Here is a 21743-nt window from a genome sequence, read left to right as displayed (position 1 = left end):
CGTGCGGGTCGTCTCAGCGGGGTACCACCTCCACCCGGTTGTCGTGGAAGACCGCGCCACCACCGAAGTCGGCGTCGCGTTCGGCGATCGTGGCGTTGACGGTCGCGCCGCCGGAATCCTTGGCCCAGCGTCCCTTCGTTGTACCCGCTACGCCGGGTCTGACACGGTCGGATACCTCGGCGATCGCCTCGAAGGAACCACGAGCGTTGACGACCGACACCGGGGCGCCGTCGGCGATTCCGCGCGCGGCGGCATCATCGGGATGGAGCGTGATGCGGGTTTCGCCTGCGCGGCGGCGCAATTCGGGGTTGGCGCCGAACGTGGTGTTGAGGAAGTAGTGCGAGGCGGCGGAAATCAGCACGAGTCCGTCGCCGGGGTCGGCGGGTGGGGTGTAGGCGGGTAGCGGGTCGTGTCCCGCGAATCGCGCTCGTGGAGAGACGAACTGGAGTTTTCCCGCGGGGACGGGTCCCGGCCGCACCTTCAAGAAGCCGTCGGCGCGCAACCGGTCGAGATCGTGACCCTTCAGCAGCTGACGGGCCAGTTCCTCGTCCGATTCGTACAGCGCCGGCTCGGCGAGCCCGAGGCGACTGGACAGTCGGCGGAAAGTCTCTGTGGTGGAAAGACATTCGCCCGGCGGCTCGACGGCGGGCTCGTTCCACACCAGGTACAGGTGGCCGTAGCCCGCGATCACGTCGAGATGCTCGGGTTGCATGGTCGCGGGGAGCACGATGTCGGCGTAATCGACCGTGTCGGTGGCGAAATGCTCCAGCACCACGGTGAACAGGTCTTCGCGTGACAGGCCTTCGATCACCCGGCGCTGATCCGGATTGGAGCCGACCGGATTCGCGCCGATCACGAACAGCGCCTGCACCGGCGGGTCGTCGACGTCGAGCAAGGCCGCACCGAGCCTGGTCATCGACAACGTGCGCACCGGGTGCGGCAACAGATCGTCGCGGACCATGGCGGGCAGGTCGAGTTCGAAGTGCCCGCTGGTCGAATAGTGCAGGCCGCCTCCGGGAATCGCCCAGTCACCGGTGACGCCGGGCAGGCAGCCGAGCACCCGCAGCGCCATCCCGCCACCGGCGTGGCGCTGCATGCCCTGGGAGGCACGGATCGCGGTCGGTCTGGTACCCGCGATCCGTTCACCGAGCGCGACGATCTGTTCGCGTTCGAGGCCGGTGATCGCGGCCACCCGCTCCGGAGTGAATTCCATGATGCGCTCACGGAATTCGGGCCAGCCCTCGGTGTGCTCGGCGATGAACTCCGTGTCCTCGGCACCCAGCGAAACCACCACGTGCAGCAGGCCGAGCGCCAGGGCGGCATCGGTGCCGGGCAGGGGTGCGAGGTGTTCGTCGCAGCGTTCGGCGGTCTTGGTGCGCACCGGGTCGATCGCGACCAGGTAGGCGCCGCTGTCCTGCACGAACTTCCACAGGTGATGACCGGAGGTGAGCGGGTTGGTGCCCCACAGCAGGATCAGCTTCGACTTCGCGAAGTCCTCCGGGTCCATGCCGCCGGAGGTGCCGAGGGTGTAGCTCAGCCCCGCGCTACCCGCGACCGAGCAGATGGTCGCCGCGTGGTGGGAGGCGCCGAGCACGTTGAACATGCGGCGGCCGGGATACCCCTCGAGGCCCTGCAGGTAGCCGAGGCTGCCGGTGCCGTGGAACGGCCAGATCGCCTCGGCTCCGTATTCGTCGATGATGTCGGTGAGCCGGGTGGCGATCTCGTCGAGCGCGGTGTCCCAGCTGATCCGCTCGAACCGGCCGGATCCCTTCGGCCCGACCCGGCGCAGCGGGTACCTGAGCCGATCCGGCGAACCGACCTGTTCCAGGTAGCGGTTGACCTTCACGCACAGCGCACCGCGCGTGACCGGGTGTTCCTTGTTGCCGCGCAGGCCGGTGGCGACGCCGTCCTCCACCGTCACCACCCACGAGCAGGCATCGGGACAGTCCAGTGGGCACGCTCCGAGCACCTTCACCGCTCCCATCGTAGGCCCGGTGCCCGACGCCCTCGCAGTAGGAGAGGCGGCGACCGGGCCGGGCCGATGGGACCGACCCGCCGCACTCACTCCGTTTCGATGGTCGGGTTGAGGATGCCGCACACCCGCCAACCGCCGTCCTCCTCGACCAGCTTGTAGGTCGCGGTGGAGGTCGTGCTCTGGCCGAGAATCGTCATGCTCATCGCCGTGGTGAACGTCCCGGACTTGCTCCCGGAGGCGACGTCCACGCTCTTCAGCGTCGTCGTCACGCTCGGTGCCCCGCCGCCCGACGGTGCCTTGGTCGGCGTGGCCTGGTTCTCGTACTTCGCGATCTCGTCACGATCGGAGGCACACACCAGGTCTTCGAGTTCGCCCTCCTGGTCGACCCAGGCCTGCGCCGCCGCGCGCGGGGTGTCATAACCACCACCGCCGAGCGAACCACCACCGCCGAACATGAACACCGCGCCCACCGCGACGGCGACCAGCACCACCAAGCCGCCCAGGATCAGGAAGATCTTGCCGCCGTTGCCGCCCGACTGGCGCGGCGGCTGCCCGTAACCACCGGGCGCGCCGTACGGCTGACCCTGCGGATACGGCTGTCCCTGTGGGTACGGCTGTCCCTGTGGGTACGGCTGACCCTGCGGGTACGGCTGACCCTGCGGATAGGGCTGACCCGGCATCGGCTGGCCCGGATACGGCTGACCAGGCTGCATCGGCTGACCTGGCCGACCTTGATACGGGTTGGGCGGTTGTGGGTAACCCATTCGAGATTCCTGTTCCCTGTTCCACGAGCAGTGCCTGACCGGCACCGCTTCAGCACATGGCTTACCCACTGCGCCAACGTGTTATCGCGGTGGCGCCGGGAGAGCAACCGTTCAGTCTCGACGACCGGCCCATCACCCGCAAGTCCGCCGACGCGCGACGGCCCGGTACCGGAGTGTCCGGTACCGGGCCGTCGTCGGCGTCGCGGCGAATTACTCGCTCGCGCCGAGCCGTTCGATGATGGTGACGTTCGCGGTGCCGCCGCCCTCACAAATGGTGAGCAGACCGTAGCGGCCGTTCACCCGCTCGAGCTCGTGCAGCAGGGTGGCGAACAGCTTCGCACCGGTCGCGCCCAACGGGTGACCGAGTGCGATGGCGCCGCCGTTGACATTGACCTTCGCCGGATCGGCGCCGATCTCCTTGATCCAGGCCAGCACCACCGGCGCGAACGCCTCGTTGATCTCGATGACATCGATGTCGTCGATGGTGAGTCCGGTCTTCTCCAGCGCCCACTGGGTGGCCGGTATGGGCGCGCTGAGCATGAAGATCGGGTCGGCGCCGCGTGCGCTGACGTGATGGATGCGGGCCCGCGCAGTGAGCCCGTACTCCTTGATTGCCCACTCGGAGGCGAGCAACGTGGCGCTCGCACCGTCGGAGATCTGGCTGGCCACCGCGGCGGTGAGCGGGCTGCCCTCGCTCAGCGGTTGCAGCGTGGCCATCTTCTCGAGGCTGGTCTCGCGCGGGCCCTGGTCGACGGCGAAGTCACCGACCGGCACGATCTCGGCCTCGAAACGGCCCTCGGCGATGGCCGCCCGCGCCCGCTGGTGGCTGCGCAGCGCCCACTGCTCCATGTCCTCGCGGGTGATGCCCCACTTCTCGGCGATCAGCTCGGCGCCACGGAACTGCGAGACCTCGCCGGTGCCGTAGCGCTGATCCCAGCCGGTGGCGCCGACGAAGGGCGAGTCGAACCCGTACTCCTTGCCCGCGAGCATGGCGGCCGAGATCGGGATGGCGCTCATGTTCTGCACGCCGCCCGCGACGATCACCTCGGCGGTGCCGCTCATGATGGCCTGGGCACCGAAATTGATGGCCTGCTGGCTGGAACCGCACTGCCGGTCGACGGTGACGCCGGGAACCTCCTCCGGGAAGCCCGCGGTCAGCCACATCGTGCGACCGATATTGCCCGCCTGCGGGCCGATGTTGTCGACACAGCCGACGATCACGTCGTCGACGACGGCGGGGTCGATCCCGGTGCGCTCGATCAGGCCGCGCAGCGCGGCGGCGCCCAGATCAGCCGGGTGTACACCGGCCAGCGCTCCTCCGCGCTTGCCGACGGCGGTTCGCACCGCGTCGACTACATAGGCCTCCCGCAACGGGGTGTAGGGGCGGCGCTCGGCGGGTGCGGACATGGGGTACTCCTAAGGCGCGTCGCTCGCGGGCACGGTGAGCCCGTCGAGCACGATGGTCAGATATTGCGTGGCAAGGTTTTTCACGGTGATGGGGCCGCCGGGGGTGTACCAGCGGACCGCGACCCACACGGTGTCGCGCAGGAAGCGGAAAGCCAGTTCCACGTCGAGTTCGGGGCGGAAGCTGCCGTCGGCGACACCGGCGGCGAGCACCCGGTGCCACAGATCGCGGAACTCGGTGTTGAAGTCACGGATGTAGCCGAAACGTTCCACGTCACGCAGGTTCTTGGCCTCGGCCTGGTAGATCGCGACAGCGGCGTGATGACGGTCGAACGCCTCGTAGGAAGCGAGGACCAGCGCCTCGAGGGTGGCCCGCGAGCTGAGTCCGGCGGCGGCGATCTCGCGGTAGCGGCCGAACAGGTCGTCGAGGAAGCCGCGCAGGATCTCGTCGACCATCGATTCCTTGGAATCGAAATGGTGGTAGAGACTGCCCGAGAGAATGCCTGCCGAGTCGGCGATATCGCGCACCGTGGTGGCGCGCAGGCCGCGCTCGGCGAACAGGTCGGCGGCCAGGGCGAGCAGTTCGTCGCGGCGGGTGCGTTTCGCGGTGTCGGGTGCTGTCACCCTAGACATCGTACAACCAAGCACTTGCTTGGCATGCTGCTGCCGTCATGCGCGCTGACTACTCACGGAAACCACCTCACCGGTCAGGTACGAGGTGTAATCGCTGGCCAGCATGGCGATCGTCGCCGCGACCTCCCACGGCTCGGCCGCGCGCCCGAAAGCCTCACGCTCGCTGAGGTTGTCGAGCAGTTCCGACGAGCTCACCTTGTCGAGGAAGGGGTGTCGCGCGATGCTCGGCGCGACGGCATTGATGCGCACCCCGAACTCGGCGGCCTCGATCGCGCTGCACCTGGTCAGCGCCATCACACCCGCCTTTGCCGCGGCGTAGTGGGCCTGGCCGTGCTGCGCTCGCCAGCCGAGCACGCTGGCGTTGTTGACGATCACGCCGCCGTGGCCCGCGTCGCGGAAGTAGCCGAGGGCCGCGCGCGTGCAGCGGAAGGTGCCGGTGAGGGTGATGTCGAGAACCTGGTCCCACTGCTCATCGGTCATATCGACCACGGGGGTCTCGCCGCCGAGGCCGGCGTTGTTGATCATGACGTCGACGCGACCGAGTTCGGCGGCAGCGGCGGTGAGCAGCTGATTCACCTGGGCCGTGTCGCGCACATCGCACACCACGGCACCGACGCTGCGCTCCGGGAATTCCTTGGCGAGCAGTTCGGCGGTTTCACCCAATCTCCGTTCGTGCCAATCGGAGACGACCACGTCGGCACCCTCGGACAGCAGCCTGCGGGCGGTGGCCGAGCCGATGCCGGTGCCGGCGGCGGCGGTGACCACACCCTTGCGTCCGGCGAGCAGGCCGTGGCCGGGAATGGGGGCGGGCGGGGTGGCGAGTGGGCCGGTCACGGGCGGGCCTCGCGCGGCAGACCGAGCACCCGCTCGGCGATGATGTTGCGCTGCACTTCGTTCGAACCTCCGTAGATGGTGTCGGCGCGGCTGAACAGGTACAGCCGCTGCCAGGCGGTCATGTCGTCGTCGGGGATCACCAGACCGGCGGCGCCCTGCACCGCCATGGCCAGTTCGCCCAGATCGCGATGCCAGTTGGCCCACAACAACTTCGACACCGACGCCCCGCCCGCGTCGTTCTCGTCGCTCATGGTGCGCAGCGCGTGGGCGCGCAGTACCCGCAGCCCCACCCAGGCGCGGTCGAAACGCGCGGCGATCAACGGGTCGTCGGTGGCGCCGGTGCGGCGGGCGAGGTCCTCGATGTCGGTGAGCTCGCGGGCGAAGCGGATCTGCTGGCCGAGAGTGGAGATGCCGCGCTCGAAGGTCAAGGTGCCCATGGCGATTCGCCAGCCGTCACCGGGCGCCCCGACGACCAGGTCCGCGTCGGTGCGGGCGTCGTCGAAGTACACCTCGTTGAATTCCGAAGTGCCGGTGAGCTGCTGGATCGGGCGAACGGTTATGCCCGGCTGGTTCATCGGGACGAGCAGGTAGGACAGGCCGTGATGACGGGTCGACCCGCGTTCGGTGCGGGCGATCACGAAGCACCAGTCGGCCACGTGCGCGAGTGAGGTCCAGATCTTCTGGCCGTTGATGACCCACTGGTCGCCGTCGAGGCGGGCGGTCGTCGACACAGCGGCCAGGTCGGAACCCGCGCCCGGCTCGGAGTAGCCCTGACACCACAGCTCGCCGACCGAACGGACGCCGGGCAGGAAGCGCTTCTTCTGCTCCTCGGTACCGAAGGCGAGCACGGTCGGCCCGAGCAGTTCCTCACCCACGTGCGAGACCCGCGCGGGCGCGTCGGCCTTGGCGTACTCCTCGTGGAAGATCACCTGCCTGGCGACGCTCTCGTCGCGGCCGCCGTACTCCACCGGCCAGCCGAGGCACGTCCAGCCGGCGGCGGCGAGATGACGATCCCAGGCCAGCCGTCGCTCGAAGTGCTCGTGTTCGCGGCCCGGCCCGCCGGTACCGCGCAGGTCGGCGAACTCGCCCGCGAGGTTTTCGGCAAGCCACTCCCGGATCTCCGCGCGGAACTCCGCGTCGGAGGTAACTGAATCTGCGGTCTGGATCACGCCCACCACGGTAGAGTAACCTACCAAGCACTTGCTTTGTTAGCTGCTTCGGAAAGAACAGCGAACCGCACAACGGTGAGGACCCCGTGACACCCGCTGCACAGACCATTCCGCAGGCGCTGCGCCAGACCGCCGCGGCGTATCCGCACGAGCCTGCCGTCGTCGACGGCGAAACCCGCCTGACGTGGGCGCAACTGCTCGACCAGGTGCGGATCGCGGCGCGCGCGCTCATCGCCCGCGGCATCGAACCAGGCGACCGGGTCGCTATGTGGTCGCCCAATACCCATCACTGGGTGGTGGCCGCACTGGCCGCACATTCGGCCGGTGCCGCGCTCGTGCCGCTGAACACCCGGTACGTGGCGGCCGAGGCGGTCGACGTGCTGAACCGGGTCGATGCGAAGGCACTGTTCGTCGCCGGTCCGTTCCTCGGTCGCGATCGGGTCGCCGAATTGCCGGCCGAGGCGCCGGTCCCGGGAATCGGAACGATCATCGTGATCCCCGTCGAGGCGGAAGGCCCAGGCGCGCGATCTCTTCCGAAAGCGGGAGCCGATGCGCCCGAAGACAGCACGGCGATTCTCGGGTGGGACGACTTCCTCGCCGAAGCCGCCCGCGTCTCCGAAGCCGACGGTGAGGCGAGGGCGGCGAAGGTCTCCCCCGACGACATCTCCGACATCCTGTTCACCTCCGGCACCACCGGCCGCAGCAAGGGCACCCTCGTGGCCCACCGCCAAGCCCTCGATGTGGTACGCGCCTGGTGCGCCTGTTCCACGGTGCGCGCGGGCGACCGCTACCTGATCATCCCGCCGTTCTTCCACAACTTCGGCTACAAGGCCGGCATCCTCGCGTGCCTGGTCACCGGGGCCACGATCGTCCCGCAGGCGACCTTCGACGTCCCGGCCGCGCTTCGCCGCGTCGAATCCGAGCGGATCACAGTGCTCACCGGCCCGCCGACGATCTACCAGACCATCCTCGATCACCCCGACCGCGGCGAGCGTGACCTCTCTTCGCTGCGCGTCGCGGTGACCGGCGCGGCGACCGTGCCGGTGGTGCTGATCGAGCGGATGCGCGACGACCTCGACTTCGAGGTGGTCATTACCGCCTACGGACTGTCGGAGACCGCGGGCTTCGGCACCATGTGCGCCCCCGACGACGACGCCGAGACCATCGCCAACACCTGCGGCAAGCCCATCGCCGGCTTCGAACTGCGCCTGGCCGACAACGGTGAAGTGCTCTTGCGCGGTCCCAATGTGATGCTCGGCTACCTCGACGATCCCGAGGCCACCGCCGAGGCCATCGACCCCGACGGCTGGCTGCACACCGGTGACATCGGCGTGGTCGACGAACGCGGTTACCTCAAGATCACCGATCGGCTCAAGGACATGTACATCACCGGTGGATTCAACGTCTATCCCGCCGAGATCGAGCAGACCCTCGCCCGCCTCGACGGTGTTGCCGAGTCGGCGGTGATCGGAGTGCCCGACGAGCGGATGGGCGAGGTCGGCAAGGCGTTCGTCGTCCGCAAGCCGGATTCGACGCTGACCGCCGACGACGTGATCGCCCATGTGGGCGCTCATCTGGCGAATTTCAAGGTGCCCCGGTCTGTCGAGTTCCGCGACCGGCTGCCCTACAGCGCGGCGGGCAAGGTGCTCAAGCGCGAGCTACGTGAGGAGAAGTCGTGAGTTCCGAAACCGAGGTCGTCACCTACGAGGTGCGCGGACCGGTGGCTGTCATCACCATGAACCGGCCCGATTTCCGCAACGCGCAGAACTCGAAGATGACCTACGCCCTCGACGCCGCGTTCGTGCGCGCGGTCGAGGATGCCGCGGTGAAGGTGATCGTGCTCGCGGGCAACGGAAAACACTTCAGCGCCGGGCACGATATCGGCACACCTGGCCGCGACCACGACGCGCACTACGAGAACAAGGCCGCGCTGTGGTGGGACCACGTCGACCGCACCGGTGGTGATCAGCGGTTCGCCCGCGAGACCGAGGTGTATCTCGGCATGTGCAGGCGCTGGCGCGAGATCCCCAAACCGACCATCGCGATGGTGCAGGGCGCGTGTATCGCCGGTGGGCTGATGCTGGCCTGGGTGTGCGATCTGATCGTCTGCTCCGAAGACGCCTTCTTCTCCGATCCCGTCGTCCGCATGGGTATTCCGGGGGTGGAGTACTTCGCGCACCCGTGGGTGATCGGCCCGCGCGCGGCCAAGGAGTTCCTGTTCACCGGTGACCGGTTCGGGGCCGCGCAGGCCAAGGAGTGGGGCATGGTGAACCGGGTCGTACCGCGCGAAGAGCTGGAATCCGAGACCATCGCGCTCGCCGAGAAGATCGCCACCATGCCGCAGTTCGGGCTCGCGCTCACCAAGAAGGCGGTGAACCAGGCCGAGGATCTGATGGGGATGCGCTCGGGCATGGACTCGGTCTTCGGACTGCACCATTTCGCGCACGCGCACAATGCCGAGGTCGGCGCCGATTCGCTGGGCGGGATGAACGCCACGACGATGAAGACCGCCGCGGCCGAACAGAACGGGTCGAAGTAGATGGATCTCGAGATCGACGAGGCAGCCACACGGTTCCAGCTCGAGGTGCGCGAGTTCCTCGCCACCCATGTACCGCGCGAACCGCTGCCTTCCATGGACACCGCGGAAGGCTTTGCCGCCCATCGCGAATGGGAGGCGACGCTGGCCGACGCGCGGCTCTCGGCGGTGTCGTGGCCGCGCGAGTACGGCGGGCGCGACGCATCCATTCTCGAATGGGTGTTGTTCGAGCAGGAGTATTACGCGGCGGGCGCGCCCGGCCGGGTGGCCCAGAACGGCATCTTCCTGCTGGCACCGACACTGTTCGAGCACGGAACCGAGGAGCAGCTGGCCCGGATTCTGCCGAGAATGGCTCGCGGCGAGGACATCTGGGCGCAGGCGTGGTCGGAGCCCGAGGCGGGTAGCGACCTCGCGGGCCTGCGCTCGACGGCCCGGCGCACCGAGGGCGGCTGGGTGCTCAACGGTCAGAAGACGTGGAGTTCCCGTGCCTCCTACGCGGATTGGGCCTTCGGCCTGTTCCGCAGCGACCCCGAGGCGCAGCGTCATCACGGGCTGACCTACGTGATGTTCCCGCTGACGGCCGAGGGCGTGAGCGTGCGCCCGATCCCGCAGCTCGACGGCGAGCCCGGCTTCGCCGAGATCTTCCTCGACGACGTCTTCGTCCCCGACCACGACGTGATCGGCGCACCGAACGAGGGTTGGCGGGTGGCGATGGCCACCTCGAGCAACGAGCGTGGCCTCTCGCTGCGCAGCCCCGGCCGGTTCAGCGCCACCGCGCAACGCCTGATCGATTTGTGGAAACAGACCCGCGACCCCGCCGATACCGCCGCCCGCAACGCGGTGGTCGACGCCTGGCTGGGGGCCGAGGCCTACCGGCTGCACACGTTCGGCACGGTCACCCGACTGCAGGACGGCGGCCAGCTCGGCGCCGAATCCTCGATCACCAAGGTCTTCTGGTCCGACCTCGACATCGCCATGCACGAAACGGGCCTCGACCTGCTCGGAGCAGCCGCCGAGCAGCGCAGTTCGTGGACCGACGGCTATCTGTTCTCCCTCGCGGGGCCGATCTACGCGGGCACCAACGAGATCCAGCGCAACATCATCGCCGAACGCCTCCTCGGCCTGCCACGGGAGAGCAAGCGATGACCGGCGCTACGAATCGAATCGACCGTCCGACAACAGGAGGTGTGCGATGAGATTCGCCCTCAGTACCGAACAGCTCGACTTCGCCGCCGAGCTGCGCAAGATCCTCGACGCGGGCCAGGTGCCCGCCGCCGTGCGGGCCTGGTCATCGGGTGACACCGCTCCCGGCCGCGCGATCCTGCGGCAGGTGGCGGACATGGGCGTGTTCGGTTTGATCGTGGACGAGGAACACGGTGGCGCCGATGCGACCGCGGTCGATCTCGTCGTGGCCCTGGTCGAGCTGGGTCGCGCGGGGGTGCCCGGTCCGGTGATCGAATCGGCCGCCGTGGTTCCGGCGCTGCTGCGACAGCTCCCTGATGCGGCCGAGCGTTGGTTGCCGGCCGTGGCGAGTGGTGAACTGCTCGGCACCATCGGATTCGAGCACGGTGGCCGAGTCGTCGCGCTCGACGCGGATACCGCCGACCTCGTGTTGGTCGCCGGTAGTGCACACGTCTCCACAGGTCGACCCGCACGTCCCGACGAGGCGCCTACGCAGGCCGCCGCAGCTGAGCGCTCCGGCGAACACGGCGCGCGCCGGTTCGAGAGTGCGGCGGTGATCGCGTCGATCGATCCCGCGCGCAAGCTGTTCGCAGCGTTGCGCGATGAGGTAGTGGCGGAAGCGGCCCAGGACGCCGTCGACTTCGCCTTCGACCTCGGTGTGCTGGCCTGCGCCGCGCAACTGCTCGGTGCCGGCCGGGCCATCCTCGACCAGACCACCGCTTACGCCAAGCAGCGCAAGCAGTTCGGCCGCTTCATCGGCGAATTCCAGGCCGTGAAGCAGCAGCTCGCGGATGTGCGGATCGCGCTGGATCTGGCGGAACCGCTGCTGTACCGCGCCGCACTCACCCTCGACTCCGCCGACCGCGCCCGCGATGTCTCGGCAGCGTTGGTGGCCTGCGGCGATGCCGCCCACCGCGCGTCGCGGGCGGGTCTGCAAGTACACGGCGCCATCGGCTACACCGCCGAATGCGACCTCTCGCTGTGGCTCACCCGGGTAGCCGCTCTGCGCACCGCCTGGGGAACCGCCGACTTCCACCGCGCGCGGATCGCCACCGCCCTTCGCACCGAGGATTCCCATGTCATCGAATGAACTGCTCGAATTCCGCTCGTCGATGCGGGCGCTGCTGGCCAAGCACGCGACTCCGGAAGCCCTTCGCGCGGCGATGGACAGCGAACTCGGATACGACTCGAAGCTGTGGCGGCTGCTGTGCGAGCAGGTGGGTGTCGCGGCCCTCGCGGTGCCGGAGCAGTGGGGCGGCGTCGGCGCGAGTCTCGTCGAATCGCTCATGGTGGTCGGCGAACTGGGCCGAGTGCTGAGCGGTGTGCCGATGCTCGGTTCGGCCGTACTCGGTGTCCAAGCCGTCCTGCTGGCCGACGACGAACAGGCTTGCGAGCGGCTGCTCCCCGACCTTGCCGAAGGCTCTCGCACGGCCGCACTGTGCTGGGCCGATTCCCAGGGCTGGGATGACTACGGTGTGCGCGCGGAGGGTGGAACGCTCAGCGGGACAGCACATTACGTGCTGCACGGCGCCCAGGCGGACGTCTTGCTCGTACTCACCGCCGACGGATTGTTCGAGACCTCGCCTACCGCAGCAGGTGTCACTGTGACGCCGACTCCGGGGCTCGACCATACCCGCGCCCTCGCCAGCATCACCTTCACCGAAACCCCGGCGACCAGGCTCGGTGACCCGACCACCCGGCTACGCGACATCGCGTGGGCGGCGCTGGCCGCCGAACAGGTCGGCGCGGCCCGCCGCTGCCTCGAGATGACAGTCGAATACACCAGCGCGCGCGTGCAGTTCGGCAGGCCGATCGGCAGCTTCCAGGCGCTCAAGCACCGCATGGCCGATATGTACGTGCTCGTCGAATCGGCGGAATCGGCCGCGCTGCTGGCCGCCCAATCGCTGGCGGCGGGCAGCGAGACGGCCGCCGAGGACGTGTGGGTGGCCCGCACCTACTGCACCGAGGCGTTCAGTGCGGTGGCCGCCGAGACCATCCAGTTGCACGGCGGTATCGCCATCACCTGGGAACACGACGCCCACCTGTACTTCAAGCGGGCACACGCCACCGCGGAACTGTTCGGGACCGCCCGCCGTCCGATCGCCGCTTGACCGCGCCCTCCCGCGACCCCGGCTCCGACCCCTCGGAGCTGGGGTTTCGTGCGTTGTGGCCCGTTTCACGGCGCTCGAGCCCCATTTAGATAGTTAGCTTATGCAATAATTTTCTTGTGCAGCAGAACGAGCAGTCATCACCGGACGACATCGTGGTCGACCTGTTGGTCACTGCCGGTCGGCTCACTCGGCTCGCCGGGGCGGTCAGCTCCGACGACCTGCCCCGCGCGATGCTGCGCGCCCTCGCCGTGCTCGAGGAGCACGACGGCCTGCGGGTCAGCGAATTCGCCCGCATCGATCGATGCTCACAACCGGCGGCAACGGCGCTGCTCGGTCGGCTCGTCGCCGACGGATTCGCCACCCGCACCAAGGACCCGAGGGACTCACGGGCAGTGCGCGTCGAACTCACCCCGGCGGGCCGGACCTGCCTCACCCGCGCCAGACGCGCCTACGCGGCCGCCTTGGCGCCCGGACTCGCCGATTTCGACCTCGACCGGCTGATCCGGCTCGACACCGACATGAACGACCTGCTGACAGCCCTGCGCGCGGTTGCCCGCGGTCACCAGTGAAGCAACCAGGAGCGCTCATGAGCATCTCTCCGTTGACTCGCGACAACGACGCCGCGGCCACCTCGACCGGCCAGCCGAAAGCCGTCTGGGCCGTCGCCTTCGCCAGCATCATCGCGTTCATGGGCATCGGCCTCGTCGATCCCATCCTCAAACCCATCGGCGAACAGCTGAACGCCAGCCCCTCGCAGGTGTCCCTGCTGTTCACCAGCTACATGGCCGTGACCGGCGTCGCCATGCTGGTCACCGGCGTCGTCTCCAGTCGGTTCGGCGCCAAGAAGACCCTGCTGTCGGGTCTGGCGATCATCATCGTGTTCGCCGCCCTGGCCGGGATGTCCGGCACGATCGGGGAGATCATCGGCTTCCGTGCCGGGTGGGGTCTCGGCAACGCGCTGTTCATCGCCACCGCCCTGGCCACCATCGTCGGCGCGGCCACCGGTGGCGTCGCCAAGGCGATCATCCTCTACGAGGCGGCCCTCGGTATCGGCATCGCGACCGGGCCGCTGCTGGGCGGGGTGCTCGGTGGAATCAGCTGGCGCGGACCGTTCTTCGGTGTGTCGGTGCTGATGGCCGTCGCCTTCGTCGCGATCGTCGTGCTGCTGCCCGAATTGCCGAAACCGGCCCGCCCCACGTCTGTCAGCGCGCCGTTCAAAGCCCTGCGGCACCGGGGACTGCTGACCGTCAGCCTCACCGCGCTGCTCTACAACTTCGGCTTCTTCACCCTGCTCGCCTACACCCCGTTCCCCCTGGACATGGGCACCTACGCGATCGGCTTCATCTTCTTCGGCTGGGGTGTGATGCTCGCGGTGGCCTCGGTCTTCCTCGCGCCGAAGCTACAGGCGCGCTTCGGCACCTTGCCGATGATGGGCCTTTCCCTCGGCCTGTTCGCCGCCGACCTCGCGATCATGGCCCTGTTCGCCGAGCACAAGATCGCGCTGATCGTCGGGGTGGTCGTGGCCGGGCTGTTCCTCGGCGTGAACAACACCCTCATCACCGAGGCCGTGATGATCTCGGCGCCGGTCGAGCGGTCGACCGCGTCGGCGGCCTACAGTTTCGTCCGGTTCGCCGGTGGCGCGGCCGCCCCGTGGGTGGCGGGCAAGCTCGGCGAACACAGCATCTCGCTGCCGTTCTGGCTGGGTGCGGCCTGCACCGCCGCCGGGGTAACCGTCCTGTTCCTCGGCCGCGGCACCCTTGCCCACATCGACGACCACGACCCCGCACCGCACAGCGTCGAGGAAGCCCAGGCCCTCACTGTCGGCGACTGACCCGCGGCGCCGCGTTCCGCGCACCGGCTACTCGGGCACCTCGAGCACGCCCTCCTCGACCGCCCACTTGATCGACTTCTCCAGCGACGGGCACGATTCCGGCCTGCCCGGCCGGGCACCGTCGGCGCTGAGCCGGGCGAAGACCGGGCAGTGGGTGTCGGGCCGTTCGGTCCACTGCACCGAGGTCTGGTGCGCACTCGCCTTGCGCACCAGCACCTCGGTGCTGCAGGCCTGACACCGCAGCGGTGTCAGGCCTTCGTCGAGATATCGTTGCTGGTCGAGGGCGGTCTGGGCCCGCACCGCCGCCCGGCGGGCGGGCTGATCGGCGAAATCCGGCGCCTTGGCCCAGCTGGCGGCCATGTCACACGCCCGCTTCCTCGGCCTTGCGCCGCAGGTTCTCGGCGACCTCGGCCTCCCATGCCTCGTTCGCCTTGGTCGTGTCGACCTCGAACTCGAAGCGCTGGGTCATCTTCTCGGTGACATCGGCGATGTCCACGTAGAACTGGTCGTACCAGCGCCGCAGCTGGTAGACCGGGCCGTCCTCCTCGCACAGCAGCGGATTCTCGACCTTGGACTTGTGCTTCCAGATCTCCACGTCCTGCAGGAAGCCGTCGCCGAAGAACGTGGTCATCGTGTTGGCCAGCCTGGTCGCGGTCTCGTCGTCGATGCCCTTGGGCTTCTCGACGGTCAGGCCCCACTGCAGCACGAACGAGTCCTGGGTGACCGGGTAGTGGCAGTTGATCAGCACGACCTTCATCTCGTACCCGCTGTAGATGTTGATCAGCGGGTTGATCATGTAGGACGGACCGAAGTACGACGCCTCCGACTTGAGCAGCGTCTCACCGCCGTGCTTGGCCGCCATGCCGATATCCGGGCGGCCCTTGGTCTCCAGGAACTGGGTCGCCACATGGCCTTCGAAGACGTTCTTGAAGTACGTCGGGAAGGCGTAGTGGATGTAGAAGAAGTGCGCCATGTCCACGACGTTGTCGATGATCTCGCGGCAATTCGCACCCTCGATCAGCAGCGAGTTCCACGTCCAGTCGGTCCAGCCGCTGTCGTGGGTTTCGCTCGGGTTGCCGTCCGCGTCGGTGTACACGCCCTCGATGTGGGGGATCGTGACCTCGGGCGGTGGTTCGTTGCCCTCGTGGTCGTGCCAGACGAACAGCTGACCGTTGCGTTCCAGCGTCGTCCACTTCCTGGTGCGTGCCAGTGGCGGCACCCGGCGGCCGTAGGGGATGGCCGTGCACTTGCCGCTGGCGCCCCACCGCCAGTCGTGGAACGGACAGGCGATGTCGTCGCCCTTCACCGTGCCCATGCTCAGATCGCCGCCCATATGCCTGCAGTAGGCGTCGAGCACGCGGATCTCGTCGTTGGTATCGGTCCAGACTACGAGCTTGGTCCCGAAGATCTCGATCGCGTGCGGCTTGCCGTCGCGGAACGTCTTCGCGAGGCCGACACAGTGCCAGCCGCGCGCAAACCTTGTCGGCGTGGTGCCGACATCGAGTTCCCTCACCTTGGGGTTGACTGCCATCCCGAACCCTCCTTCTTCACTAGAACACGTTACAAAATGAGGGCGCTTCACGCCAGCTGTCCAGCGAAGTTCACTCCGCGTCCCTGTTATATCCGAGGTAGGGCGATCATCTCGACAGAAATGAGAACCTGTTCTAATCTCAGAGTCGAACAAGAACCGGTTGTCGATCCGACACAGGCAGGAGCGGGCTCCGAAATGACGCAAGAAGTGACCGAACGGGTCGAGGCACTGCTGCCGACACTGCGCGAACGCGCGCAGGAGGCCGAAGACCTGCGCCGCATCCCCGACGAATCCATGAAGGCGCTGCAGGAGACCGGCTTCTTCCGGCTGCTCCAGCCCAAGCAGTGGGGCGGGCACGCCGCCGACCCGGTGGTCTTCTACGACACCGTGCGCAAGATCGCCAGCGCCTGCGGTTCCACCGGCTGGGTCGCCGGCATCATCGGCGTGCACAACTGGCACCTCGCCCTGTTCGATCAGCAGGCCCAGGAAGACGTCTGGGGCGAAGACACCGACGTGCGAATCTCCTCGTCGTATGCCCCGATGGGCGCGGGCCAGGCCGTCGACGGTGGCTACCTCGTGCGCGGTTCGTGGGCCTGGTCCTCGGGTTCGGACCACGCCACCTGGGCGGTGCTCGGCGGTCCGGTGATCAAGAACGGCAAGCCGGTGGACTTCGGCTCCTTCCTGATCCCGCGCTCGGACTACCGCATCGACGATGTCTGGAACGTCGTCGGCCTGCGCGGCACCGGCTCCAACACCGTGGTGGTCGAGGACGTCTTCGTGCCGACGCACCGCTTCCTCAGCTTCCGCGCGATGAGCGAGGGCCGCGCGCCCGGCATCGAGCAGAACACCGATGCCGTGTACAAGATGCCGTGGGGCACCATTCACCCCACCACCATCTCCGCCCCGATCGTCGGCATGGGTTACGGCGCCTACGAGGCCCACGTGGAGCACCAGGGCAAGCGCGTGCGCGCCGCCTACGCCGGTGAGAACGCCAAGGACGACCCGTTCGCCAAGGTGCGCGTCGCCGAGGCAGCCAGCGATATCGACGCCGCGTGGCGTCAGCTCTCGGGCAATGTGGCCGAGGAGTACGCGCTGCTGCAGGCCGGTCAGGAAGTGCCGTTCGACCTGCGCGTGCGCGCCCGCCGCGACCAGGTGCGCGCCACCGGCCGGGTGATCGCCTCGATCGACAAGCTCTTCGAATCCTCCGGCGCCACCGCCCTCGCCAACGGCACTCCGCTGCAACGCTTCTGGCGTGACGCGCATGCCGGACGAGTGCACGCGGCCAACGATCCCGAGCGCGCCTACGTCATGTACGGCACGCACGAGTTCGGGCTGCCCGTCACCGACGCCATGGTGTAGCCGATGACCCAGACCGCTGAGATCACCTACGCATCGACCTCACGCTTCGCGCAGGTCACCCCCGAACTGAAGCTGCACTACCACGAAGCCGGTGTGGGCAACGGGCCGACGATCGTGCTGCTGCACGGCGGCGGACCCGGCGCGTCGGCGTGGTCGAACTTCGCCCGCAATATCCCGGTGCTGGCCGAGAACTTCCATGTGATCGCCCTGGACCAACCGGGTTTCGGCAAGTCCGACAAGCCGGTGGATCATCCGCAGTACTTCGTGCACGCGTCCACCGCGCTGCTCGCGCTGCTCGATCATCTCGCGATCACCGATCGCGTTCACCTGCTGGGCAACTCGCTCGGCGGTGGCACCTCGGTGCGCTTCGCCCTCGACAACCCCACGCGCGCGGGCAAACTCGTGCTGATGGGTCCGGGCGGGTTGAGCACCAACCTGTTCGCGCCCGACCCCACCGAGGGCGTGAAACTGCTCTCGGCGTTCAGTTACGCGCCGACCAGGGAGAACCTCGAGAAGTTCCTGCGGATCATGGTCTTCGACCAGTCGCTGGTCACCGAGGAGCTCATCGACGAACGCTTCGCCCAGGCGAGCACCCCCGAATCGCTGGCCGCCATGCGCGCGATGGGCAAGTCCTTCGCGGGCGCCGACTTCGAGAAGGGCATGCTCTGGCGCGACGCCTACAAACTGCGTCAGCCGGTGCTGCTGATCTGGGGCCGTGAGGATCGGGTGAACCCGCTCGACGGCGCGCTCGTAGCCACCAAGGTGATTCCCCGGGTGCAGCTGCACGTGTTCGGCGGTTGCGGCCACTGGGCGCAGCTGGAGAAGTTCGACGAGTTCAACCGGCTCACAGTCGATTTCCTCGGGAGCAAGTGATGAGTATTCGCGCACTCGGCTACATGCGCATCGAGGCCACCGACATGGCGGCCTGGCGCGAGTACGGCCTCAAGGTGCTCGGCATGATGGAAGGCACCGGGCTGAACCCCGACGCCCTCTACCTGCGCATGGACGATTTCGCCGCGCGGCTGGTGATCGTCCCCGGTGAGCAGGACCGGCTGCTGGTCTCGGGCTGGGAGGTCACCGACGCGCGTGGCCTGCAGCAGTTGCGGGAGACCCTGGACAAGGCCGGGGTCGACTACACCGAGGGGACCAAGGACGAACTGGGCGAGCGCCGCGTCGAGGGCATGATCCGGTTCCAGGATCCCTCCGGGAACACCCTCGAGGCGTTCTACGGTGCGCAGTACCTGGGTCGCCGTTTCGTGAGCCCCTACGGCCACAAGTTCGTCACCGCCGAACAGGGCCTCGGCCACGTGGTGCTGACCTGCACCGACGATGCCGCGGCACAGGCGTTCTACCAGGACGTGCTCGGTTTCCGGCTGCGCGACTCCATGCGGCTGCCACCGCAGATGGTCGGCCGTCCCGCCGACGGCGATCCGGCCTGGCTGCGCTTCTACGGCTGCAACCCGCGCCACCACGCGCTGGCGTTCCTGCCGCTGCCTAACCCCACCGGCATCGTGCACCTCATGGTCGAGGTGGAGAACTCCGACGACGTCGGCCTGTGCCTGGACCGCGCGCTGCGCAAGAAGGTGAAGATGTCGGCCACCCTCGGGCGGCACATCAACGACAAGATGCTGTCGTTCTACATGAAGACGCCGGGCGGATTCGACATCGAATTCGGCTGTGAGGGACTGGAAGTCGACGACGACAACTGGACCGCCCGCGAATCCACCGCGGTCAGCCTGTGGGGTCACGACTTCACCGTCGGATTCAAGCAGCAATAGGGAATGGCGGCGAGGGACATGACCGAACAGATACCGGCGATCGACGGCCGACAATTCCGTAATGTGCTCGGGCAGTTCTGCACCGGCATCACCGTGATCACCGCACTCGCCCCAGACGGTGCGCCGATCGGATTCGCCTGTCAGTCCTTCGCCGCCCTCTCCCTCGATCCGCCGCTCGTGCTGTTCTGCCCCACCAAGGGGTCGCGCTCGTGGGCCGCGATCGAGGCGGCGGGCAAGTTCTGTGTGAACGTGCTCGCCGAGGAACAGCAGCCGACGTGCGCCCGCTTCGGCTCCCGCGAACCCGACAAGTTCGCCGGAGTCCCTTGGCACACTTCGGTTCTGGGTGTCCCTGTGCTCGACGATTCGCTGGCCACGATCGAATGCACGGTGGATTCGGTGGTCGACGGTGGTGACCACTTCATCGTCATCGGACGAGTCCAGGCGCTGGCGGAATCGGAGACGACGACCAATGGTCGCCCGCTGCTGTTCTACCGGGGCCAGTACACCGGCATCGAACCGGACAAGACCACCCCCGCCCCCTGGCGCGCCGACCTGGACCACTTCCTCACCACCACCAGCCTCGACACCTGGTTGTAGGTGGCGCCGGTGCTCGAGTGAGCACGATCGCCGACGTGTACGAGCGGCGATGCCCGGTTGTGGGCTCAGCGTGCCGCGATGAGGGCTGTCAGCAGGGCGGACGACAGCGCCGCGGCGTTGCTGTCGGGGGTGGCCCAGCTTCGGGTGGTGATCGTCATCGCCGCGGGGTCCGGTGCGCCGAGGCAGTGGGACGCGAAGGCGGCGAAGAACTGGTCCGGGTCGAGCAGCGTTTCGGGTGCGTGCACCCCTGGACGCGGGTTCGCGGCCAGCAGCAGCGCGCCGACAGCCAACGGGACGCCGGTGTTGTCGGCCATCGACAGGCCGGGGACCTGACTCAGCGCAGTGGCGACCCTCGCGGGCGAACCGTCTCGTTCCCCCTCGGCGATGGCGAACAGCGGCGGCAGTCCACCGGCCGCGACGAGAGTTGCCGGGTCGGCCGGGAGCAGGCGTTCGAGGCGGGCAGCCAAGAGCGCCGCGCGATCGACGGTCAGCAGGCGGCGGTTCATCGCCCAGCGCAGTGCCAGTAGCGCGGCCGAGGTCGCACGATCGGCGACGACCACCGAGGTCGCGTCTTTGACGCCGGGGAAAGCCAGCGGCAAGGTGATCGCCTCCGGGTGACCGAAGCTGCGACCCTCACCGGTGCCGAGTCCCGGGTATTCGAGCCGAAACCGTTCCAGCGCAGAGCGTTCGACGCGTGCGCCCGCCCTGGTGACCGGGATGTTCCCGCTGATCTGGCGCATGCCGTGCACGACGGCGGCGGTCGCCGCGGCGCTTTTCTCGGTGTGGGCCGAGTGGATGTTCCAGCCCGTCACCAGGGAGTCGACTTGATCGAGCTCGGCGCCCGCCCGGACCGCGAGCAGGTTCGCCACGCCCGGACTCGCGCCCATGCCGAGCAGCGCCGTCACCCCGGCCGCTTTCGCCTCGGCGTCGAGTTCGAGCATGTCGGCGGTGGGCTGTGGGTCGTCGCAGATGTCGATGTAGTCGCAACCCGCGGCGATGGCGGCGGCCAGGACCGGCGGGCCGAAGCGGAAGTACGGACCGACGGTGTTCACCACGAGGTCCGCCTCGCGCAGTGCCGCGGCGAGTAACGGAGTGTCGGTGACGTCGAGTGCTCGTGCTTCGGCACCGAGTTCCCCCGCGATCTCGCGCGCTGCCCGTTCGTCGCGATCGGCGATCGTCAACGCCGTGACCCTGCCGTCGCCGCGCAGGACGCGTGCCGCGACGCGCCCCATTTCCCCTGCCCCACCCAGTGCCAGAACTCGCATCACTGCCTTCCTTCGAATATATTGACTGTCATGACAGTAAATAAAGTTGGACGGCCGAGCAAGGCCTCCGAGCGCATCGCGCAGATTCTGCGGGCGGCGCGCTCGGTCGTGGCCGCCGACGGCCTCGCGAATACGACGCTGTCACGGGTCGCGACGGTGGCAGGCGTGCAACGCACCCTGGTGCTGCACTACTTCGGTAGCCGCGACGGTCTCATGCAGGCATTCGTCACCGACGCCGTCGCCGAGTACGGCGACAACCTGCTGCGCCTCGGCGCCGACGCGCCCGTCGAGGAACGGGTGGCGCGCATGTTCGAGCCCGGTGCCTACGCCGATCGCGACGATCTGGTGGTGTGGTGCGAACTGGTCGCACTAGCTGCTCGGGAACCGGTTGTGCGGGAACGTCTCACGGACCTCTGGACGAACCGATGGTTGCCCGGCCTCGAACAACAACTCAGTGCCGCCTACCCGGCCGCATCACCGGATCGGGTGGCCATCACCGCGTACGCCCTGGCCTGCCTGTTCGAGGCCCACTGGGCGTTCCACCTCCAGGGTGTGGACGAGCCCGACCGCACCGAGCAGGCCAAACAGAGCGCCCACACGCTCCTGTCCGCCCTCGCCGCCACATAGGACCCAACCGCCACAGCGCCTGCTGTCCGGCATCCGGTGCGCTCGTCACCCGGGTGCCGATACTCGTCTGCGGCGCCGGTGGCGACCCGACCCCACGGCCTTCGTTGCCGCGCAGAAGGTGGCGGCCCTGGTCGTAAAACTGCTCAT

21 protein-coding genes are annotated in these 21743 nt (G+C 68.2%); 12 read left to right on the top strand and 9 right to left on the bottom strand.

Translation table 11 applies throughout. From position 1 onward, the window contains the following. Nucleotides 1-13: 13 nt before the first annotated feature. The 6 genes from AB0I35_RS29860 to AB0I35_RS29835 all read right to left on the bottom strand — a co-directional run bounded on the left by AB0I35_RS29860 (nucleotide 14) and on the right by AB0I35_RS29835 (nucleotide 6785). Nucleotides 14-1984 carry a molybdopterin-dependent oxidoreductase gene (locus tag AB0I35_RS29860; protein ID WP_357399655.1) on the bottom strand — a complete coding sequence of 657 codons (1971 nt, stop codon included), beginning with the start codon at nucleotides 1982-1984 and terminating at the stop codon, nucleotides 14-16. Nucleotides 1985-2061: 77 nt separating this feature from the next. Further along, nucleotides 2062-2739: a hypothetical protein gene (locus tag AB0I35_RS29855; protein WP_357399654.1), complete on the bottom strand. Its 678-nt coding sequence runs from the start codon at nucleotides 2737-2739 to the stop codon at nucleotides 2062-2064. Nucleotides 2740-2949: 210 nt separating this feature from the next. Beyond that, nucleotides 2950-4110, bottom strand: coding sequence for an acetyl-CoA C-acetyltransferase (locus tag AB0I35_RS29850; RefSeq protein ID WP_357399668.1), 1161 nt, complete (start codon nucleotides 4108-4110; stop codon nucleotides 2950-2952). A 45-nt stretch (nucleotides 4111-4155) separates the two neighbouring features. Continuing rightward, nucleotides 4156-4776 (bottom strand): TetR/AcrR family transcriptional regulator, encoded by a 621-nt coding sequence (locus tag AB0I35_RS29845; RefSeq protein WP_357399653.1) that lies wholly within the window; start codon nucleotides 4774-4776, stop codon nucleotides 4156-4158. A gap of 36 nt (nucleotides 4777-4812) precedes the next feature. Next, on the bottom strand, nucleotides 4813-5610 hold the full coding sequence (locus AB0I35_RS29840; protein WP_357399652.1) for an SDR family oxidoreductase: 798 nt from the start codon (nucleotides 5608-5610) through the stop codon (nucleotides 4813-4815). Beyond that, on the bottom strand, nucleotides 5607-6785 hold the full coding sequence (locus AB0I35_RS29835; RefSeq protein WP_357399651.1) for an acyl-CoA dehydrogenase family protein: 1179 nt from the start codon (nucleotides 6783-6785) through the stop codon (nucleotides 5607-5609). Before AB0I35_RS29835 ends, AB0I35_RS29840 begins: the two co-directional genes overlap by 4 nt. An 80-nt stretch (nucleotides 6786-6865) precedes the next feature. Here AB0I35_RS29835 and AB0I35_RS29830 point away from each other — a divergent pair, with 80 nt between their 5' ends. The 7 genes from AB0I35_RS29830 (at nucleotide 6866) to AB0I35_RS29800 (ending at nucleotide 14439) form a co-directional block, all read left to right on the top strand. Next, entirely contained in the window at nucleotides 6866-8458 is a 1593-nt protein-coding gene (locus AB0I35_RS29830) for a FadD3 family acyl-CoA ligase (protein WP_357399650.1), read from the top strand. Then, complete coding sequence (locus AB0I35_RS29825) at nucleotides 8455-9318, top strand: enoyl-CoA hydratase (RefSeq protein WP_357399649.1); 864 nt, start codon at nucleotides 8455-8457, stop codon at nucleotides 9316-9318. The genes AB0I35_RS29830 and AB0I35_RS29825 overlap by 4 nt, the downstream gene beginning before the upstream one ends. Continuing rightward, nucleotides 9319-10461, top strand: coding sequence for an acyl-CoA dehydrogenase family protein (locus tag AB0I35_RS29820; protein ID WP_357399648.1), 1143 nt, complete (start codon nucleotides 9319-9321; stop codon nucleotides 10459-10461). It abuts the gene before it with no gap. Nucleotides 10462-10507: 46 nt separating this feature from the next. After that, nucleotides 10508-11587 carry an acyl-CoA dehydrogenase family protein gene (locus tag AB0I35_RS29815; RefSeq protein ID WP_357399647.1) on the top strand — a complete coding sequence of 360 codons (1080 nt, stop codon included), beginning with the start codon at nucleotides 10508-10510 and terminating at the stop codon, nucleotides 11585-11587. Beyond that, nucleotides 11574-12608 (top strand): acyl-CoA dehydrogenase family protein, encoded by a 1035-nt coding sequence (locus AB0I35_RS29810; RefSeq protein ID WP_357399646.1) that lies wholly within the window; start codon nucleotides 11574-11576, stop codon nucleotides 12606-12608. The genes AB0I35_RS29815 and AB0I35_RS29810 overlap by 14 nt, the downstream gene beginning before the upstream one ends. 116 nt (nucleotides 12609-12724) lie before the next feature. Further along, nucleotides 12725-13177 (top strand): MarR family transcriptional regulator, encoded by a 453-nt coding sequence (locus AB0I35_RS29805; protein ID WP_357399645.1) that lies wholly within the window; start codon nucleotides 12725-12727, stop codon nucleotides 13175-13177. A gap of 17 nt (nucleotides 13178-13194) precedes the next feature. Next, complete coding sequence (locus AB0I35_RS29800; RefSeq protein ID WP_357399644.1) at nucleotides 13195-14439, top strand: MFS transporter; 1245 nt, start codon at nucleotides 13195-13197, stop codon at nucleotides 14437-14439. 27 nt (nucleotides 14440-14466) lie between these two features. Here the strand turns inward: AB0I35_RS29800 and AB0I35_RS29795 are convergent, their stop codons facing one another. Then, a complete protein-coding gene (locus AB0I35_RS29795) occupies nucleotides 14467-14799 on the bottom strand; it encodes a hypothetical protein (protein WP_357399643.1) in 333 nt (110 codons plus the stop codon). A 1-nt stretch (nucleotide 14800) separates the two neighbouring features. After that, nucleotides 14801-15970 (bottom strand): Rieske 2Fe-2S domain-containing protein, encoded by a 1170-nt coding sequence (locus AB0I35_RS29790; RefSeq protein ID WP_357399642.1) that lies wholly within the window; start codon nucleotides 15968-15970, stop codon nucleotides 14801-14803. Between the two features lie 195 nt (nucleotides 15971-16165). Between AB0I35_RS29790 and hsaA the strand changes: the two genes are divergently transcribed. Genes hsaA through hsaB form a run of 4 tightly spaced genes read left to right on the top strand, consistent with a single transcriptional unit; the run spans nucleotide 16166 to nucleotide 19704 of the window. After that, complete coding sequence (hsaA, locus tag AB0I35_RS29785) at nucleotides 16166-17329, top strand: 3-hydroxy-9,10-secoandrosta-1,3,5(10)-triene-9,17-dione monooxygenase oxygenase subunit (protein ID WP_357399641.1); 1164 nt, start codon at nucleotides 16166-16168, stop codon at nucleotides 17327-17329. A gap of 3 nt (nucleotides 17330-17332) precedes the next feature. Next, entirely contained in the window at nucleotides 17333-18202 is an 870-nt protein-coding gene (hsaD, locus tag AB0I35_RS29780) for a 4,5:9,10-diseco-3-hydroxy-5,9,17-trioxoandrosta-1(10),2-diene-4-oate hydrolase (protein ID WP_357399640.1), read from the top strand. Next, the gene (hsaC, locus tag AB0I35_RS29775) at nucleotides 18199-19107 is read left to right on the top strand and encodes an iron-dependent extradiol dioxygenase HsaC (RefSeq protein ID WP_133733945.1); all 909 of its coding nucleotides are present in this window, start codon (nucleotides 18199-18201) and stop codon (nucleotides 19105-19107) included. Before hsaD ends, hsaC begins: the two co-directional genes overlap by 4 nt. An 18-nt stretch (nucleotides 19108-19125) precedes the next feature. Then, entirely contained in the window at nucleotides 19126-19704 is a 579-nt protein-coding gene (gene hsaB / locus AB0I35_RS29770; protein ID WP_357399639.1) for a 3-hydroxy-9,10-secoandrosta-1,3,5(10)-triene-9,17-dione monooxygenase reductase subunit, read from the top strand. Nucleotides 19705-19769: 65 nt separating this feature from the next. Here the strand turns inward: hsaB and AB0I35_RS29765 are convergent, their stop codons facing one another. After that, nucleotides 19770-20969: a saccharopine dehydrogenase NADP-binding domain-containing protein gene (locus AB0I35_RS29765; protein ID WP_357399638.1), complete on the bottom strand. Its 1200-nt coding sequence runs from the start codon at nucleotides 20967-20969 to the stop codon at nucleotides 19770-19772. A gap of 30 nt (nucleotides 20970-20999) precedes the next feature. Between AB0I35_RS29765 and AB0I35_RS29760 the strand changes: the two genes are divergently transcribed. Further along, nucleotides 21000-21596: a TetR/AcrR family transcriptional regulator gene (locus tag AB0I35_RS29760; protein ID WP_357399637.1), complete on the top strand. Its 597-nt coding sequence runs from the start codon at nucleotides 21000-21002 to the stop codon at nucleotides 21594-21596. Nucleotides 21597-21743: the final 147 nt, after the last annotated feature.

Source organism: Nocardia sp. NPDC050378 (genome assembly GCF_040655675.1).
GTDB classification, from domain to species: domain Bacteria; phylum Actinomycetota; class Actinomycetes; order Mycobacteriales; family Mycobacteriaceae; genus Nocardia; species Nocardia coubleae.
Note: the sequence above shows the minus strand (reverse complement) of the source record. Positions and strands in the feature narration are given on the sequence as shown.